The 19,739-nt window shown below is 39.6% G+C and carries 15 protein-coding genes; 6 read left to right on the forward strand and 9 right to left on the reverse strand.

Features of this window, described 5'->3' with window-relative positions:
- Nucleotides 1-464 precede the first annotated feature (464 nt).
- Nucleotides 465-617, forward strand: a complete 153-nt coding sequence (locus G6R02_RS19985) for an alcohol dehydrogenase catalytic domain-containing protein (protein WP_246202688.1) — start codon at nucleotides 465-467, stop codon at nucleotides 615-617.
- 429 nt (nucleotides 618-1,046) lie between these two features.
- Here the strand turns inward: G6R02_RS19985 and G6R02_RS19705 are convergent, their stop codons facing one another.
- The gene (locus tag G6R02_RS19705; RefSeq protein WP_164671153.1) at nucleotides 1,047-1,937 is read right to left on the reverse strand and encodes a fumarylacetoacetate hydrolase family protein; all 891 of its coding nucleotides are present in this window, start codon (nucleotides 1,935-1,937) and stop codon (nucleotides 1,047-1,049) included.
- 1,917 nt (nucleotides 1,938-3,854) lie between these two features.
- Here G6R02_RS19705 and thrC point away from each other — a divergent pair.
- From thrC to tnpC, 5 genes are all read left to right on the forward strand, one after another.
- On the forward strand, nucleotides 3,855-5,108 hold the full coding sequence (thrC, locus tag G6R02_RS19710) for a threonine synthase (protein ID WP_164671154.1): 1,254 nt from the start codon (nucleotides 3,855-3,857) through the stop codon (nucleotides 5,106-5,108).
- A gap of 574 nt (nucleotides 5,109-5,682) precedes the next feature.
- A complete protein-coding gene (locus tag G6R02_RS19990; protein ID WP_205520289.1) occupies nucleotides 5,683-5,952 on the forward strand; it encodes a hypothetical protein in 270 nt (89 codons plus the stop codon).
- A gap of 68 nt (nucleotides 5,953-6,020) precedes the next feature.
- The gene (gene tnpA / locus G6R02_RS19720; protein ID WP_164667672.1) at nucleotides 6,021-6,347 is read left to right on the forward strand and encodes an IS66 family insertion sequence element accessory protein TnpA; all 327 of its coding nucleotides are present in this window, start codon (nucleotides 6,021-6,023) and stop codon (nucleotides 6,345-6,347) included.
- Nucleotides 6,344-6,694, forward strand: a complete 351-nt coding sequence (tnpB, locus tag G6R02_RS19725; protein WP_164667671.1) for an IS66 family insertion sequence element accessory protein TnpB — start codon at nucleotides 6,344-6,346, stop codon at nucleotides 6,692-6,694. Before tnpA ends, tnpB begins: the two co-directional genes overlap by 4 nt.
- A gap of 67 nt (nucleotides 6,695-6,761) precedes the next feature.
- Nucleotides 6,762-8,339: an IS66 family transposase gene (gene tnpC, locus G6R02_RS19730; RefSeq protein ID WP_164670294.1), complete on the forward strand. Its 1,578-nt coding sequence runs from the start codon at nucleotides 6,762-6,764 to the stop codon at nucleotides 8,337-8,339.
- A gap of 761 nt (nucleotides 8,340-9,100) precedes the next feature.
- Here tnpC and dapG read toward each other — a convergent pair.
- The 8 genes from dapG to rhmD all read right to left on the reverse strand — a co-directional run bounded on the left by dapG (nucleotide 9,101) and on the right by rhmD (nucleotide 19,736).
- Complete coding sequence (dapG, locus tag G6R02_RS19735; RefSeq protein WP_164671155.1) at nucleotides 9,101-10,315, reverse strand: aspartate kinase; 1,215 nt, start codon at nucleotides 10,313-10,315, stop codon at nucleotides 9,101-9,103.
- A gap of 60 nt (nucleotides 10,316-10,375) precedes the next feature.
- Nucleotides 10,376-11,431: an aspartate-semialdehyde dehydrogenase gene (asd, locus tag G6R02_RS19740; protein ID WP_164671156.1), complete on the reverse strand. Its 1,056-nt coding sequence runs from the start codon at nucleotides 11,429-11,431 to the stop codon at nucleotides 10,376-10,378.
- A gap of 538 nt (nucleotides 11,432-11,969) precedes the next feature.
- Nucleotides 11,970-12,359 (reverse strand): ectoine synthase, encoded by a 390-nt coding sequence (locus tag G6R02_RS19745; RefSeq protein ID WP_164671157.1) that lies wholly within the window; start codon nucleotides 12,357-12,359, stop codon nucleotides 11,970-11,972.
- Nucleotides 12,340-13,650 (reverse strand): diaminobutyrate--2-oxoglutarate transaminase, encoded by a 1,311-nt coding sequence (ectB, locus tag G6R02_RS19750; protein ID WP_164671158.1) that lies wholly within the window; start codon nucleotides 13,648-13,650, stop codon nucleotides 12,340-12,342. The genes G6R02_RS19745 and ectB overlap by 20 nt, the downstream gene beginning before the upstream one ends.
- A 34-nt stretch (nucleotides 13,651-13,684) precedes the next feature.
- On the reverse strand, nucleotides 13,685-14,200 hold the full coding sequence (ectA, locus tag G6R02_RS19755) for a diaminobutyrate acetyltransferase (RefSeq protein WP_164671181.1): 516 nt from the start codon (nucleotides 14,198-14,200) through the stop codon (nucleotides 13,685-13,687).
- 1,261 nt (nucleotides 14,201-15,461) lie between these two features.
- Nucleotides 15,462-16,952 (reverse strand): malate dehydrogenase (quinone), encoded by a 1,491-nt coding sequence (gene mqo / locus G6R02_RS19760; RefSeq protein ID WP_164671159.1) that lies wholly within the window; start codon nucleotides 16,950-16,952, stop codon nucleotides 15,462-15,464.
- A 155-nt stretch (nucleotides 16,953-17,107) separates the two neighbouring features.
- The gene (locus tag G6R02_RS19765) at nucleotides 17,108-18,451 is read right to left on the reverse strand and encodes a GntP family permease (protein WP_164671160.1); all 1,344 of its coding nucleotides are present in this window, start codon (nucleotides 18,449-18,451) and stop codon (nucleotides 17,108-17,110) included.
- A 100-nt stretch (nucleotides 18,452-18,551) separates the two neighbouring features.
- Nucleotides 18,552-19,736, reverse strand: coding sequence for an L-rhamnonate dehydratase (gene rhmD, locus G6R02_RS19770; protein ID WP_164671161.1), 1,185 nt, complete (start codon nucleotides 19,734-19,736; stop codon nucleotides 18,552-18,554).
- Nucleotides 19,737-19,739: the final 3 nt, after the last annotated feature.

Below are 19,739 nucleotides of genomic sequence, written 5' to 3' on the forward strand. Positions count from 1 at the left end.
AGCAATTGGCTCAATACCTGCCATGGTCAGCAACACTCCCTCAAGAATGCCGCGTTCCTAATAAATCTAAATAAAGTATACACAAAACCCCATCCTCATTAGTAGGTGGGGTTTATTTGACGCTTACGTTCTAGCCATTAAGACAAATTCTGGTTTTCTTTTATTGAAGTTAATTTTCAAATTGTCGTATTACATCAAGTTGAACTACATGTTCGTTTCCTATCTTTTGACTGTATTCTCTTCAATAGGCGATCCAAAATACACATTCTCCATCAATTACACTTCATCTGGAAAGCATTCACCTTCCCTTACTTTTACAACCATTATTACTATTAATACCCCTATTTCTAAATTAAAATTATGGCTAACATCTATCGAGATGAGATTTCTCGAATGCTGCATTATAATTATTGGTTTCTATCGATTGACTTTTCCACCAAAACAGGATTGAAGATGTAGCAGAAATTTGTGGGTCAGAATTAGGTGGTTATTTAGGGCAGAATTCTTTACGAGTCCCCCCGCTTGTAATGGGGCATGAGTTTTCTGGAGAGATAGTCAAAGTGGGAAGTAGAGTGAAAAAAATAAGATGCACAATCGGGTTACAGCTAATCCATTAATTACTTGTACTTCATTTTCTTGAATTACTGGCTTGGTTATCTCTTGCATATTCATTTCTCATGGACCTTGATAAACTAGTGCTTTCATTGTAGTTTTTCCTCCTCATTTATTAAATAGGATAATCATTTTAGTTTATATTTCACACTTCAAGTACCGCTTGAACGAATGCTTCCGTATTTTTCAATACCATTTCGGTTGATAAACAATCGGCATATCGCATTGAACCGATTGTTGTTGGTGTAAAAAGGGTCCTCGTTCCTCACATCGTTTCCTATGGCCACCCATTTGTCGTCTCATATTCCGTCATATGTTCTTCCTATTTGTAGAAACAGTTCGAATTGACTCATTTATTCACTAGATTCTTGACTTACCTTTTTTGCTCTTAAATTTCAAATAAGAACCGATATATTGGGTGGTGTGGTACTAATTTACTGTTCTACCACGAAGGTGTTTTTTAGTGTTCCTAGTTTTTCAACTTCGACCGTTACCTCATCCCCTGGTTGTAAATACACTTGCTGATTTTCAAGATCTCCCATAATCACACCTTCTGGGATACCGGTTAAAATAATATCTCCAGGTACAAGGGTCATATGTTGAGAAATAAAGCTAATAATTTCTTTACAGGAAAAGATCATATCTGCTGTACTAGAGTCTTGGCGTACTTTTCCGTTTACGACAGTTTTTAAATTCAATTTTTGTGGGTCGCCAACTTCATCGTGTGTAACTAAATAAGGGCCAACTGGACTAAAGCCATCACAGGACTTTCCAAGTAACCATTGAGACGTTTTAAATTGTAAATCCCGCGCAGATAAGTCATTGGTTGTAACATAACCAAATACGAAATCCAATGCCTCATCTTCAGTAACTTCCTTTACTTCTTTTCCAATCACGATTCCAAGTTCAACTTCATAGTCTAACTTTTCTGTAACCTTGGGGATCGGGATTTCTTGCAGGTTCCCAGTAAGGGTATTGTTAAACTTATTAAATAAAATCGGATACTCCGGATATGGAGAATTCGTTTCATCTGCATGTTTACGATAATTTAGTCCCACACAAATAATTTTGCTAGGTTTTGTTACAACTGGAGCCCATTCTATATTATCTTCTTTTACTAGATAGTCACTTTTTGACCCTAGTTGATTGATAAGATTAGAAATAGCTGATATAGCTTTCTCTCCTCCGGCAATGACTTCCATGACATCTATCGGAATCTCATTGCTTAATTGAGCAGAAGCTGCCATCGTAACATTAATAATGCCTTCGTCCGTTTTAACTCCTAATATTTCTTTCCCATCCTGCAAAAACGTTAGTAGTTTCATGTACTGATTCTCCTTTTTATATAAAAATTTTATGGTTACCATTTAATTTACTAGTAGCATTTAGTCAAAAAGAGCATTTCCGTTTTGTAATTTTATAAACACTGTTCAGTATTAGTAAAGAATCATTTATCCGCTTGCCCTTTCTCCCTTTTGAAGGAGCTGAATGCCTCCAAATGTTGTTTGTAATTCCTCACTAAATGATTTGTAGTTATTTCGAATGAGACTTGCATCCATATTTTCAATAAACATTAATATACGGTAAATACTCTTCGTAAAAGTAAACGCTTAAACCGCATTCCGCTTCCATTTTCAGTATAGCTTCGTACTGTTTCAAATTGAGATTCATTCAATTGTCTTCATGATTAATCAGTACTCTTTTACTAAAACCTAACATTAAATTTTCTAGTGGATAGAATAATAACTTCTGTTTTTTGCATCCCTTCTACATAATGATATAAACACTCACACCCTTCTTATTATTTCACTCTTTTATTCTAGTAAAGTGAACGGTATGACCTGTTTTAAAGTGAAAACCCAGTTAAATGACATTTTCCAATAGCGGGAACATATAAAACAATTTATCGCGTCGTTTCCTTATTCAAACAACTACATGCATAAGCTATATTTCCTTGTTTCTAGATTTTGTTTGACGAAGTGAATTTTTGTGAAGTCTTTAACAAAAAGTAGTCTGTTCTTTTATTTAATATTAACCGCATACTTATTTCAGTTATTTTTAGTCCTTTATCAATCTCGCCAACCAAATCTAATATTTTAATGATCAACAGTCTTAGTAATTCACACAGCTGTATCTCCTGTATCTGCAAAATGGTACCTTACAAAATTCGGTATAAAGTGGTGATTAAATATAAAATATCCATATTAGAAATTTTTGTCAACCGTGTAAATTCAGAATTATTTTGCAAGTTTTAATTATCTTTCTGAAAATCGGGTCTTTATTTATTGGATTATTTCTCTCTTGTTCTGTATAAATTTAGCACAAAAAAACTTTTTATCATTAATTAACAAAGCTAAACGGCACAACTCATCCATACTGATGTGCTTACCATTTTTAGGTAGTACTGCTTTAACTTTTTGACAATAACGGCCTTGTTCTGTATGTTCATAGATAAATAGCTATTGGATTGACCATTAATCCATCCGGACATAAGATGCACTCAATTTCGGATTTCAAGCAAAATGAAATCATACTAGGGTTTTGTTCCGGTGCCAATTGTAACGCCTTTTTTCGACGTTTATAACCGTTTATCAATCTGGCTGAATATCCAGTTAGTTTTACTCTTTTATTGAACTTAACAATGAAAAGTCAACCGGCATGAATATGCAACATCGGCCCAATCCAGCGATTACACATCACACGGAATCCCTTGTAAAGGCATATCTCTTGCGAGGCTAGATTAAAGCACATAATTACTTGGTTCCGGTTATAGGATCAATCATCTTTAATGAACAATTTTAAATGGTTATCTCTGGTCAATTTGGAAATCTCTCTTTTGTGTACGTTCTCAATGAAAAATGTAAGTTAAACGTGAAATTATCCAAAAACGGTAAATTACATCTTTAAATGTGAGTAACCACAAATTTCCTTCTTACCAGCGTTTGGAACCAGTTTCTATTTATAAAGATTATACAAAAAATTAAATGAAATGTTTTTGGCAAAGTTCAAACTAATTCATTTCGCAATTTCTGTATTTTGCAAGTGTTTCTACACACCAATTTCATAAATGTTGATTTTTACTTCTTCTGTTTAATCAGTAAACTTTGATCAATTTCACTTTACTAGACACTGGGGTGTTTTACTATTACAAACTGTCTGTCAAGGAACTTTTCCTAGTTGGTGTTGACCACGCTAGTTTTAAAGAATTTTTTATACTAAGAAATTTGGGGAGGTAATATAAGATGTATTTAAAATGTGTTCAATGTTCGAAAATATACACACCTAAAATGTTATATTCTTGTAAGGAATGTGATGGGATTCTTGAAGTAGTAGTTGAGAGAAATAATAACCACCCTGTGGGTAATGAGTTAAAAGATAGTATGTGGAGATACGGTAATAGACTATCAGTTAATAATGCTGATAACATCGTATCTCTTCAAGAGGGAAGAACTCCAATTCATAAAGGAAAGAACATTAAAAGTGAATTAGATGATTTTGAGGGAAAAATATTCATAAAAGATGAAACAATGAATCCAACTGGATCTTTTAAAGATAGGCTAATAAGCGTTGCAATCAGTAAAGCCAAAGAGCTTGGGTATAAAAAAGTAGTTTGTTCGTCAAGTGGTAATGCTGGAGCAGCAACTGCAGCATATGCAGCAAAGGCTGGTTTAGAGGCAGTTGTGCTGGCCCCAAAATCTACTCCACGTGAAAAGATGACACAAATTGCTTCCTACGGGGCAAAAGTAATTTTTGTGGAAGGAAATTATAGTAATTCTTACAAACTAGCTGAAATGCTGTCAAAAAATTTTGGTTACTTTAACCTTACTACTACATTTATAAACCCATTTGGGGTTGATGCATTAAAAACAATCTCCTATGAATTGAATGAGCAGCTTCATGGCAAAATACCAGATTTCATATTAGTACCAGTAGGATCCGGACCACTTTTGAAAGGTTTATATCAAGGGTATTTAGATATAATTAATCAGTCCAGACATCCCTATAGAACTATTCCTAGACTGGTTGCTGTACAAGCTGAAGGATGTTCTCCCATTGTAAAAGCATACAGATTAGGAACTGAATATGTAGTTGCGTGGGAAGAACCTTCTACAGTTGCTTCGGGAATATCAGATCCATTAAAGGGATATGAAAAGGATGGGGCCTATACATTAAGCCTTGTGCGCAAAAGTAAAGGTTTTGCTATTTCAGTCAATGATTTAGAAATTAAAGCGGCTATGAAAACCCTCGCACATACTGAAGGAATTTTTACTGAGCCTACTGGGGCATCTCCACTTGCTGCACTAAAGAAAATGTTAAATGAAGATCTTATTAACTCTAACTGTAACGTTGTTTGCTTAGTAACCGGCCATGGATTTAAAGATATGAATGAACACTTTAATATGATTGGTCAACTCAATTATTTAGATGACCCTAATAATTTTGAAAGTGTTTCTGAAGTTCTCTCATTAAAAAAGTCTACCTATAGAGAAAGTTGAGTCACTACGATAATAGGAATGAAACAATTTTGGGTTTCTTATTAAGTAAAAAAGAAGAGACAAAATGTTAAAAGAAATCTGGAGACATCTTCCAGGATTCTATCCGAAGAAATGAAGAATACCTTCTTTATGACTCGAATCTTCTATGTTAAATCAGCATGTTCGACAAATAAGATAAGGGCTATCCGTCTTGGTCAAATTTAAAGGTATTCAATGGAACAGCAAGTTATGTTTCCGATAAATTTTGAATATCTTGTTTCAAAAATCATATTTCCCGTTCCATTAGTGATATAATCAAACAAGCATACTAGGCTTTCAGAATATACTCAAAAAGGAAAAGATACATCCAACGTTACTAATTATGGTACTGTATTATGGCAATTTGGAGATGATTTTTCTTTCTGTAAATAGGAGAATGTCGTTCGTTATACCTCACAAAGGAGCAAACCCATGGACAATATAATAACTTTTGAAGAAATCTTCCAGCAAAACGAGCGGCGGATTCATTATCAAATCAAAAAATGAACATCCGCGATCCGCACAAGGAATACTTTCAGGAAGGTTTAGTCGCACTATGGAATGCATACAAAACCTATCATCCGGACAAGGCCCCATGGCAGCATACTTCAATTACACAATCAGGAACCGGCTGATTGACCGCTTACGGAAAGAAAACCGACATGATGAAATCAAGAAAAAAGCAATCCACGAAGAGATAACAAAACTCTCCGACGGTAATTGGTACTCCGAACAAACCAAAGTAACCATCCCTCTGATCCAGACGTTCAATTTCTCAATCGATGATCCCGGCTTTTGGAAACATTTAAAAGTAAGCGACAAATAGAATACACGTTTAAATCACAGGGTTACCATGCGATAATCTTCTTAGAAATTAATTCGGGAGGTTATGCAATGACCCTGAAAGACAAAAGAATAGAATGGAAAGCGCGCTATGACGACTGGAAAGAAAGCGGGCAAAGCATTGCTGAATGGTGTCGAGACCAAGAAATTAAGGTCCACCAAATGTATTATTGGGTTCAACGGTTTGAAAGAGATGTCATTTCTCCAGAAACGGAGACAACGGAAACGCAGTGGCTTACTGTTCAAGTGGACGATTACGCTGAAGACCAGGGACCCATCTTTATTCATGTTGATACCATTTCTGTTGAAGTGCGGCCGGGAGCAAATGTCCAATTATTGTCCGATGTCATACATATCTTGCAGAACCAAAACGGATGAACTTTCAATTTGATCGTGTATATCTGGCTCGCGGCAGCACGGATCTCCGTAAATCCATTGACGGGTTGGCAGTGATTGTAAAAGAATGCTTTGACCTTGACCCCTTTTCCCCCAGCCTGTTCGTGTTTTGTAATCGAAAACGCGATAAGCTAAAGATTCTGCAATGGGAGAATAATGGGTTTTGGTTGCATTACCGGCGTTTGGAAAGAGGCACGTTCCATTGGCCATCCGAAAAGGAGACGGCGCCAATGAATATTACCCCGCGCCAACTTCGTTGGCTACTGGATGGTTTATCCATTGAACAAAAGCAGGCACACCGGGAAGTCAAAGCACGTACCATTCTATAAAAATTTGAAATATGGAAATATGGGAATTCGACTAGGCAAGTCGGATTCTTTTTCGTATACTTGTCGTATGGAAAATACAGCGCATACATCAAACGAATCAATTGAATATTTTAAAGCGCGTACGGAAAAGCTTGAGATGGAAAATGAAGCGTTGGAGGCGGAATTAAAATGGTACCAAGAACAATTTCGTTTGAGCCAACAACGCAGATTCGGATCTTCCAGTGAGAAGACCGACTCGAACCAGCTTTCGCTTTTCAATGAAGCAGAGACCACAGCTGATTCAACAGTTGAAGAACCAACTGTTGAGACGATTACATATAAACGCAAGAAACAGCGTGGACAGCGCGAACAAAAGCTTGAAAACCTGCCTACGGAAACGATTGAATATTGTTTATCCGATGAGGAACAGTTCTGTTCGTGTTGCGGCGGTGCATTGCACGATATGAGCAAGGAAGTGCGCAAAGAATTAAAGGTTATTCCTGCACAAGTGAAAGTTGTGGAGCACGTGCGCCACGTGTACAGCTGTCGCCACTGTGAACGCTATGAAATTGAAACACCAATTGTGACAGCGAAAATGCCAGAGCCTGTTTTTCCCGGTAGTTTGGCCTCCCCGTCCGCAATGGCTTATACCATGACGCAAAAATATGTGGAAGGGATGCCACTGTATCGGCAAGAGAAACATTTGGAACGCTTCGGTATATCCATACCACGTCAGACTCTGGCTAATTGGATAGCGTACGGCGCCAATGCTTGGCTTGAGCTGATTTATAAAGAAATGCATGCCCGGTTATTGGAACTGGACATGGCCCACGCGGATGAGACGACATTACAAGTTTTATCCGAGCCGGAACGGCCCGCAACATCAAAATCCTATATGTGGCTGTATCGCTCCGGGCATACCGATGTTCCCATCGTCTTGTATGATTATCAACAAACCCGGGCTGGCAAACACCCCCGCCGATTCCTGGAAGGTTTCAAGGGATATCTGCATGTAGACGGTTACCCTGGCTACAACGGCTTAACCAATGTTACCTTGGTTGGATGCTGGGCGCATGCACGCCGTAAATTTACAGAAGCACTTCAGGCACTTCCTGAATCCGCAGCCACTACGTCTGTGAAAGCTAAAGAAGGCTTGGCTTTCTGTAATCAACTTTATGAAATTGAACGTAAATTAAAAGACGTAAGTCCAAAAGAACGCTATAAACAGCGTTTGGAACGCAGCCAACCTGTAATGGAGGCTTTTTTGGCATGGCTTCAAGAACAGACACCACGTGTACTACCCAAAAGTGCGTTAGGCAAAGCAATCAAATATTGTCGTAAACAATGGGAACATTTGGAGGCCTTTTTAGAGGATGGTCGTCTGGAAATTGATAATAACCGTGCGGAGCGGTCCATCAAGCCTTTTGTGCTAGGTAGGAAAAATTGGCTTTTCAGTAATACCGCAAAAGGAGCAAGATCCAGTGCGATTATTTACAGTATTGTGGAGACAGCTAAGGAAAATGGATTAAATCCATTCAACTACCTCAGCTATTTGTTTGAAGAACTTCCCAATATGGATACGACGGATAAGGAGCAATTGGCTCAATACCTGCCATGGTCAGCAGCCCTCCCTCAAGAATGCCGCGTTCCTAATAAATCTAAATAAAGCATACTAGAAACCCCCATCTAAAAACTAGGTGGGGTTTATTTGTCGCTTACCCTCTGATCCAGACGTTCAATTTCTCAATCGATGATCCCGGCTTTTGGAAACATTTAAAAACTCACCTGATCGAAAATCAATGGAAATGGATGTATTATTATATAATCGTAGACATGCCCTACAAAGATATTGCCATCACCGATAATACAACGGTCGACGCAGTGAAAAGCTGGGGAAACAAGTAAAGAAAAAACTGCAAAATCCCCAATTCCGTCAAAAAAACCATTTAGAAATACCCTAAACAAAATAAAAAGAATCCATCACCTTCACGAGGGGCGATTAAAGAATTGAATGCGTTTTATCAGCAAATTATTTTTAATCCACTTTCAATTTATAGTTAAATATGTACACTCATTGATTTCATGGTATAATGAACATAGAAACATTGGAAGTGCATAAACTAATAAAGATCGCCATGCAGAAACATGGAACGGTCGCAATAGACTGAACCCCGACAATAGGGGGAGGTAGCTTAGGAAATAATCCCTCACAGACCTGCTAAAGTGCATGAGGGATTATTTTTTATGGTTATCAGAAACAATAATCGTGTGCCTTCATCCCAATGTGATCCAAAGGACAGGTTACTTGGGCCGCCTTAACGTATTTAATGAACGTAAAAATCACGTAAAACATTACATAACCTGTGCATAGGAATGGAAGGAATTACTAAAAGTGGAGTGGACCAGAGTTCCTGTCCCCACGGTCCATTAAACCCTATCCAGACCAAAAACCTGATGCAGTGTATTCACTGCGACTTCCAAATCTTTATCATGAACCAATACCCATAAGTTTTGATGGCTTTCGGCTGATTGCAAAATCTGCACATCGGAACTTGTAAGGGCACCGTTTACTTTGGATGCAACGTCAGGAATGTTTGTCATTCCTGCCCCGACAGCAGACACTGCGGCACAGTTCTTGGTTATGTTTGGTTCGTACCCCAATGACTCCAGTATATGAACCGCTTTATCCATCAATGTATGTGGAATCGTATAAATAACTTTCGCAGGTGAAATGTTGATGAAATCCACGGGTATCTTCGCTTCCTCCATCGCTTTTAAAACTTGTGAATGATGGTGGGATGCTTCATCCTCGATGACTATCTGGATTTGTGTGACTTCCGACTTATGGGCGATGCCTGTCATCAATTGAGCGGTCCGGCCATTTCTTTCTGTTTCTTTCGTTTCTGTGATCAACGTGCCGGCTTCCGTGGAATAGTTAGAGCGGACGCGCATTGGGATTTTATCCTGCATCGCGATTTCCACCGCATAAGGATGCACGACTTTAGCTCCCTGGTATGCTAAATTGCATATTTCCTTATAAGTGACAACTTCAAGCGGGCGCGCGTTATCAACAACACGCGGATCTGCTGTCATGATACCACTGACATCGGTGAAAATTTCGATTCGTTCCGCTTTTAATGCTGCACCCAGCGCAGCAGCAGAGGTATCACTCCCCCCGCGCCCGATGGTTGTTATGTCTCCTTGCTCTGTCCTGCCCTGGAATCCCGCCACGACAAGTACATCATTTGTTCTGAATTCATGGGTGATGCGCTTCGTGTCTATATGTTTGATTTTCGCTTTGGTAAAATTATCATCAGTGATAAATCCCGCCTCTGCACCGGTCAAGGCTGTTGCTGAAATATGGTGTTTCTTTAACTCGTTTGCCATCAGAACAGCTGATATCGTTTCACCGCAGGACACCAACAGGTCCAGCTCCCGATCGGAATTGTTATGAGCCGGATAGTCAACCAGATCGAGCAATGTATCCGTCGCATAAGGATCTGGTTTTCTCCCCAGAGCAGAAACGACTACAACCAATTTGTAACCGGACTCGACGGCATCTTTAATATGATTTGTGACATGCTCACGACTTTCCGCAGTTTTAACAGAGGTTCCACCAAATTTTTGTACTAAAATTTCCATGCCTTCCTCCTACTTTTTATTACAATTGCTTTTATAACGAAAATTTCAAGGAGATCGACCTTAATGCTGTCCTGCTAATTTTTCAGCTATTTGGACAGTGTTTAATGCTGCTCCTTTCAGCAGATTATCGGAAACAACCCATAAATGAAATCCACAATCATTATCTAAATCTTTACGAATACGCCCTGCAAACACATCATTTTTCCCCTCGGCGCCGAGTGGCGTGGGATAAAGCTGGTTATCTGGATCATCCTCGAGAACAATCCCGGGCTCATCGTTTAAAATTTGTTGGACATCTGAAACAGTTACACTTTTCTTTTCAATCTCAACATAGATGCTTTCCGCATGCGAACGAAAAATAGGCAGGCGGACACAGGTTGCAGATACAGCTAAATCAGGCATATGGAGGAGCTTTTTCGTCTCATTCACCATTTTCATTTCCTCAAAGGTAAACCCATTATCTGTGAATACATCAATTTGCGGGAGGGCGTTGAAAGCAATCGGATAATGTTTTTCATCGTTTTTGACCGGAAGGATGGAACTTGTCATCTCTTCCCCGTTCATAAACTGTTCCGTCTGTTTAATCAATTCCTCATTTGCTTGCAACCCGGACCCGGAGACTGCTTGATAGGTTGATACAATAACACGTCTTAAACCAAAATGTTCTTTGAGCGGGTTTAATGCCGTCACTATCTGTATCGTCGAGCAATTTGGATTGGCAATGATTCCGCTATGCTTCTCCAAATCCGAATGGTTGACTTCAGGAACAACAAGTGGAACATTATTGTCCATTCGAAATGCACTTGTATTATCAATAACGACCGCTCCACTATTGACTGCATCCTCGGCAAGTTCTCGTGAAATCGATCCACCTGCAGAAAATAATGCAATATCAATGTTCTGGAAACTTCCTGGTTCGGCCTCTTCAATCGTTATCTCCGTATTGCGGAACGTAACCTTTTTACCTTGGGACCGTTTAGATGCAAGTAATCTCAGATTGTCAATCTTTATAGATGAATTCTCCAACAGGCGGACAATTTCCTCCCCAACGGCACCTGTTGCACCTACAACGGCTATGTTTTTTGAAACTTTATTGTATGAGTCTTTATTGACCACTGTATATAACTCCTTTTTCTGCAGTTATACTTCTAGCATCCAGCATATGATCACCTTTACGTTTTCAAGAGATCATGCTGTTTCAAGCTGTGAATTTCAGTTCCAATTGGCGAGGAGCCTTGGACACAAGTGTTTTATCAAAAAATCCGAACCGACTGAAAAATGGTGCATATAATTCGCTCCGGAAATATACTTCGCTTTCACACCTCCGGGTACCAAGGCGACATCTGCTCAAAAAGTACGTTTTCGCAGTGTCTTCTTAGCCGCGGGCAGCTGTTGAGCCTCCGAATCGCTACTGCGCTTCAGAGTCTCACCTAGGCTTCTCTTCCCGCAGGAGTCTACGCATATTTCCTCCCGCTGGTTTCGCGGATTGTTCGTCTTTTGTGTTACACTTATTCGTTATGTCCCAGCCTCCTAGGAGAGGGCATGTCGTATACGTTTGGCGTGTTCCAATGTTGATACGATGTCCCCTGCCAATTGGTCATCATAAAATTGCAGATCTTTCCTTCACTTCAACTGCAAAAGAGGATATGTAGCCTCACTTTTTCAGTAAAGGATAGACACCATCTTTATCATGCGTTTCTTTTCCGGTTAATGGAGGGTTAAAAACGCAGATCATCCGCATATCTTCTTTCCCGCCACGTAAGTAATGTTCATCATGTTGATCCAACGCATATACTGTACCGGCTTTGATAGGATAAACCTTTCCATCTTCAACTGTTTCTATTTCGCCGTCACCTTCAATACAATACACAGCCTCAAGGTGGTTTTTATACCAGATATGCGTTTCAGTTCCCGCACGGATTATCGTGTCATGAAGCGAAAAGTCCATGTTATCTTTGTTTAAAAGCAGACGTCTGCTCGACCAGTTTTCTGTTGATGTTACATCTTCTGAACCAATTATTTCTTCAAGTGATTTCACTAGCATGTCTAGGCCTCCCAACAACTGTATTCAGTACATATTTAATGCTTTCCTCAATAATATATAGCCCTTTGTCAAGGCCTTCCTTGTCGATAATCAGCGGAGGAAGGAGTTTCATTACTTCATCATCTGCCCCGGATGTTTCAAGAATGAGTCCGCGTTCAAAGGCGGCTTCACATATCTTTTCGGAAACACCTTCACCTTTCCAGGCAACTCCCTTCATGAGTCCCCGGCCGCGCAACTCGCCTTTTAGATCCGGGTATTTAGCGATCAGTTCCGCCAATTTGTCACTGACATATTCGCCCTTTTCTTGAATCGATTGGCTAAAATCATCATCTTTCCAAAAAGACAGTGCTTCAGCTGCCGCAATAAAGGCAAAATTATTACCGCGGAATGTGCCATTATGCTCACCTGGACTCCATGTATCGTGTTCAGGCTTAATCAGTGTAATGGCCATTGGGAAACCATACCCGCCGATTGATTTGGATAGACATATTATATCCGGCTTGATTCCCGCTGGCTCAAAGCTGAAAAATGTTCCTGTTCTTCCATTACCTGCTTGAACATCATCGACAATGAGCATGATGTCCCAACGCTTACAGATTGCATCAATTTTCTGTAACCATTCGAAACTAGCGGTGTTTATGCCGCCTTCACCTTGGACTGTCTCCAGCATGATTGCTGCGGGGAGGTCCACACCACTGCTCCCATCTTCTAATAACTTCTCCAGATAAACAGTTGTGTCATACCCTTCCATATAATTGTCAAAAGGCATGGCAACCGTATTAGGCAATGACATGCCTGCCCCTTTGCGGTTCTTCTTATTCCCTGTAACAGAAAGCGCACCAATGGTCATCCCATGAAAGCCATTCGTGAAGCCAATTACCGTTTCACGACCGGTGTTCTTACGGGCAAGTTTTAAAGCACTTTCTACCGTATTTGCCCCAGTCGGACCGGTAAACATCACCTTGTAATCCATATCCCTTGGTTTGAGAATGGTTTCATTAAATTGTTCCAAAAACTCTTTGCGTGCAACGGTGCCCATGTCTAAACTGTGGGCAATTCCATCACTTTTAATATACTCAATCAATTTATCTTTCATTTTATCGTTATTATGTCCATAATTCAGTGTTCCAGCGCCGGCAAAAAAGTCAATATATTCTTCGTTTTCAATATTCCAAACCTTGTAACCTTTTGATTTTTTAAAAATAGTGGGAAAACTACGGCTGTAGCTACGTACCTGTGATTCCAATTCTTCAAAAACTGCCATTGTTGAATCCTGTTCTAAAACAGTCATTAAAATTTATCCTCCTAATTGTCGTTATCTTTTTTTAAAAGGGTCCTATTTGATGCGTTAACTCATCTTCATGTCCTTGTTCAGGGAAATCCTTGGCAGTAAAGCAATCAAACACTTCAATCTTTGTGTCCAAACTTCGTGCCAAACCACTGAACAGCTTGCGTGATGGGATATTTGAGGGCGACACAGTTGCCTCTACATATTGAACATTTTCACAAATGTCCCGCTCCAATATATGATGAAGCATTTTAGAAGCCAACCCTTTTCCCCGCTGGTCATCCGCAACAGCAACTTGCCAAATAAATAATTTATCAGGTGATGCAGGCTTGATAAAACCAGAGATAAATCCAACAATTTCATCATCGGCTTCGATCACCACAGATGTATCGCTAAAGATAGTACACCACATCAGATAGCTGTATGAGGAGTTTAAATCAAGCACTCCCGTTTCTTTAATCAATTTCCATACATCTGCCCCATCATCCAAAGCAGGCTCGCGGAATTTTTCTAAAGAGTCCGTTTTATCGGCGGTTACGTTTCTTGTAAGGATAGATAATCACCTCCATTTTTTTTCGCACATGCCGTGTGCTAAGTTAAAATTAACGTATGCCTTTCACAATAACATTCGCAAAATAACAGTCAAAGATGATTAAATGGGATATGTAACGATATATGTCCATCAATCTTATTGAATAGGACATAGTAAATATAATGCTTTATTTCCTCCCCATTCGAGAAGAATTCGCCCAATCTCTTTTAAATCATACATGGAATGGGTCGAAAGTCACCCCTCACCACTGTGCGGCTTACATATTGATGTGACAGGTTATTGGAAGGATATAAGGTAACACATGGATGTAACTGTTAAAAAAATAGTTATAATGAACCAATTCCTTCATTCATTTAAATCGGTCAATTTCACTATAAAAGGGTCAGTCCCCCAACAACGTTAACACTTTAGCGCAGTGAGGGACTGACCCTTCTTAGTTATACCTTATGGTCCGAGGGGACAGGTTCCTTGGACCATTTTATATGAGAAAGGTTAAGTAAGCTTTCCATTGACTGTTTGAACAGAAGTGCTGGGAAGTGGAGTGGACCAGGGTGCCTGTCCCTGTGATCCATATGAAACAAAGCGAAAGTTCACAGTATAGTCCCATAACAATTCAAGGTAAAAAAAACAAAAAACCTGTTACACTGAAATAGAGCATGTTGTACGTTTAATAAATTTTTAATGATATCGAGTGTTATTAATAAACAATTTCCGGATAAACCATCTCCGTAATAAATATATATGATAAATGTGTACAGCCATTGATTTCGTGGTATAATGAACATAGAATCATTGGAAGTGCATAAACTAATAAAGACCGCCCATGCGGATACATGGAACGGTCGCAATAGACTGAACCCCGACAAGAGGGGTCGGTAGCGAGCAAAAATAATCCCTCACTTACCAGCTAAAGTACATGAGGGATTATTTTTTATGGATATCAGAAACGATAATCGCTAACATCCCGAAGGATATCATAAGCGTCAGCGCACTAACAATGTCCACAGGCTACACCTCCCTCCCCGGGAAATCTCCCATCGAAGACTACCGACGAGCAACAGTGCCACCAAACCCCTCATGCGAAGCCAATCTATTATTCTTATTATAACACTATGCGAACGTTTATTCTATAATTTCTGAAATAATAGGGTCAGCCCCCCTCACCGCTATCACTTTAGCACAGTGGGGGACTAACCCTTTCAATTCCTTTGCGCTTTATAGCAGCTTAATCGGTCAAACTTTGCTTATTTCATTTGTTCCGTTATTTCTTTAATTTATCCAATTCCAGACCTGTCATTGTTGAAGATTTGATTTCAGCAATAAGCTCAGGCTTATCAGATAACTTTTCGCCATAAGATGGAATCATTTCTTTTAATTTTGGTTTCCATTCATCCAGTTTCTGCGGGAAGCAAGTTTCTATTAATCCAATCATGTCCGAAACAGATGTCGAAGCCCCTGGAGAACCGCCAAGCAGCGCAGCCAATGATTGATCATGGCTATGAACAACTTCTGTATCACTAAATTGAATTGTTCCCTTGCCGGCTGACGTGTCTTTAATGACTTGTACACGTTGACCGGCTATTTTCAGCTCCCAATCTTCGCCCTTCGCATCTGGGAAGTATTCTCGTAATTCATTCATTCGTTCTTTCTTGTTTAACCTCAATTGTTGAATCAGGTATTGCATTAATGGGATGTTTTTAGCCCCTGCTGCTAACATTGTTAACACATTGTCAGGCCTAATTGATGCAAATAAGTCCTTATTTGAACCTGTTTTAAGGAATTTGGGCGAGAAGCCTGCAAAAGGTCCAAAAATTAACGTTTTTTTACCATCGATAAATCGCGTATCTAAGTGGGGAACAACCATTAATGGAGCACCGGGCGGATTCTTGCCATATACTTTTGCATAGTGTTGTTCGATTACCTCAGGATTACTGCATTCCAAATATTGTCCACTGATTGGAAATCCACCTATATGTTTCCCTTCAGGAATTCCAGTCTTCTGCAGTAAAGGCAAGCTGCCGCCGCCGGCTCCTATAAAAACAAATTTCGATTTATGCGTTCCGATTGCACCGTTTTTATCCCGTACCTTCAATTCCCACATTCCATCAGTAGTCTGCTTCATGTCCAGCACATTGTGATTGTAATTGAAATTAACGCCTTCTCTTTCCAGGTAATCACACATTGTGCGCGTCAACTCCCCGTAGTTGACGTCTGTGCCATCATTGATTTTCGTTCCGGCAACAGGTTCATTCGCTGACCGGTTGTTCATAATAAGCGGGAACCATTCTTTTAACTGATCCGGATCGCCGGAAAACTCTATTTCTTGAAATAATGGGTGGTTCGACAGCGCTTCAACGCGTTTCTTTAAAAATGCCACATTTTCTTTTCCTTTAACAAAACTCATGTGAGGCAAACCAGTAATAAATTTTTGTGGGTTCTCAACTAAATTGCGATTTGCCAGATATGCCCAGAGCTGTCTTGATAATTGAAAGCGTTCATTTATTTTGACTGCGGCGTTTATATCAATGGAACCATCAGGTTGTTCAACTGTATAATTCAATTCGCATAATGCGGCATGTCCTGTTCCTGAATTGTTTTTTTCGTTAGAGCTTTCACCACCGGCAACTCCAAGCTGCTCGAAAACTGTAATTTTCCAATCTGGTGCTAATTCCTTAAGCAATACGCCCAAGGTAGCACTCATAATCCCAGCACCTATTAAAACAACGTCTGATGTAGATGATTTGTAACTCATATGGACACCCTCGTTTATATAGTAGTCTTATGACTTCTACCTATTTCTTTGTTAGAATTGCGTTTTTATAAACTGATAGTCAGAAACAAATATGTGAATCAAGGAAATTTGTTTAATAACAAAAGCACTCCAAAAGTTCCACTGTCACTTATAATTTAGAAAATATATGCTCCGATAATTGTAATGAATAATACAACAAACCCAGCAATTGCTTCACTTGTTGTATATGTTTTCAAACCACCCTTTACGGTAAGTCCGGCAATTTTGGTTGAAATCCAGAATCCACTGTCATTAACATGTCCAAGCATTAAGCCACCTGACAGAGATGCCATAGCAACCCAAACCGGATGAATATCGACGCCGGTTGCTACTCCGGCCATAATAGTCATTGTTGTAATACCAGCTACAGTACCTGAACCCGTAATTGTTCTGAACATAACACCCATAAAAAATGCTACTAGAATAATACTTAACGTTGATTGGGCATCGCTTACAAAAATGTTTACAATAGCCTGATCAATTCCGGTATTTTCAATAATTTTTCCGAAAGCTCCACCAGCACCAGTAATCAACAATACAATACCTGTTGCCTGCATTGCCTCTGAAGAAGAGTTATCCCTTTCTTCCCTGTTAAGTGACTTCGCTGCGATAACATATGCTGCTAATGTACCGACTAATAAAGCTATAATCCTGTGACTTAAAAACGTAATTACAGCAGGATTTTCATCATAGAAAACGTTTCCAACAGAACCTAAAATAATCATGATACTTGGTAAGATAATTGGAATTAAAGCCAGTAATGCTGATGGCGGATTTGATGGAACATCTATCCTTCCAAAAGTATTGTCCAACGACTCATCCTCGTCCTGCTCTTTATTCCAAAACCCTTTATCCAGAATAATAAAATATAGTTTTATCGTTAGCATTGTAGCTACAAAACCAACTAAAGTACCTACTAAGATCATAATGCCTAAGTCAAAATCCAGTATACTTGCAGCGGCTAATGGATTTGGAGTTGGCGGTACCAGTGTATGTGCTACAGCCGCACCAATTATGATTGCCCCTACAGAGTATGGTAATGGCTTGTTTGCCTGTTTTCCCAATTGAATTGCTAACGGAACCAGAATGATAAAGGCAACATCAAAAAATACTGGAATAGCCAAGACAAATGAAGCTAGCCCTAGGGCGTATAGAGCCCATTTTTCGGATGTCCTATCCAAAATTGCCGTTGCAATCGAGTAAGCACCACCAGAATCGGAAATAAGTTTACCTAAAATAACCCCGAGACCAATTGGAATACCCAATTCAGTCATTAGTCCCCCAAAGCCTTCCGAAATACCAGTTAAGGTGTCCACTAAACCTAAGCCAGAGACAATCCCCATAAATAAACTAGCAATAACCAGCGTCACAGCAACATTAAATTTAAACTTCATTGCTAACGTTAAAATGATTATAAGTGATAAAAATAAGTATCCTATCAAAAGAATATCTTCACTCATATTTCTGTTCCCCCTTGTTGTAAAAAGCTAAGAAACTTTCATCCACTTCCGAGATAAGCTTACCTTTACCCTGGAAGTATATTTATGTTTTAAAATTCTATTAATCTTTATCTACTTTTTGCAGATTTGCTTCTCTATTTAAACTTACCCCAAACCCTGAACGGTCGTTAACTTTTACTTTACCATTTTCCGGAATTGTCTCTCCCTCAAGCAGCGGATAGTATTGCGGAACAACTTTATCAGCATTTGGACTCATCACGAGATATTCTGCAAACGGACTGTTTGTCTTAGTAGTCACATAATGATAGCTGTATACCCCACTGCCATGAGGAATTACATACTTTCCATAACTCTCAGCCAAATTACCGATCTTTATTAGTTCGGTTAATCCGCCGCACCAGCCAACATCCGGTTGGATAATATCCACGTCACTGAACTCCATTAGCATTCTAAATCCATAGCGTGTCGCTTCATGCTCCCCGCCAGTAACCATCATGTTATTTGGTGCCCGTTTCTTTAAGTCACGGTATGCCCAGTAATCATCCGGGTTGAAGCATTCTTCGATCCATCTAAAGCCAAGCTCAGATGACTTTTCCATTAATTTTTGTGCGTATGGTAAATCAAGAGCCATCCAGCAGTCCCACATCAACCAGAAATCATCGCCAACCCGTTCACGCATTTCTGCAGCCTGTTCAATATTTTTTCTTAATCCTTCTTCACCATCGGCAGGACCATAAACAAGTGGAATTTTACCACCGATAAAGCCCATCCCTTTGGCTAAATCTGGGCGTGGTCCAGTTGCATAGCAAGAAATTTCATCCCGGACTTTGCCTCCAATCATGGAATAAACAGGTTCTTGTCTAACTTTTCCAAGCAAATCCCATAATGCAAGATCAATTGCTGAAATCGCATTCATAACAACGCCTTTACGGCCATAATACATAGTTGAGCGGTACATTTGATCCCACATTTTTTCAACATTTTCTACTGGTTGTCCAACAATAAACCGATCCAGATGATTCATGACAATCCATGCAGCCGGATAACCCCCGGTTGAAATTCCAACACCAAGTTCACCACTGTCAGATTCAACTTCAACTACCAATGTCTTTAATGCATTAATCCCAAAACTGGTTCTTGTTTTTTTGTATTCCGGATAAATGCTCATCGGTGTCGCAATCTGATTTACAATCCAATGTTCTTGGCCCTGGTCGTGATAGTCACCGCCACCACCACCTACTACATAGGCACGTATGTCTTTAATCTTCTGACCTGTTAAACCCATTCT

The sequence above is a fragment of the Virgibacillus doumboii genome, from assembly GCF_902806455.1.
Lineage (GTDB): Bacteria > Bacillota > Bacilli > Bacillales > Amphibacillaceae > Lentibacillus > Lentibacillus doumboii.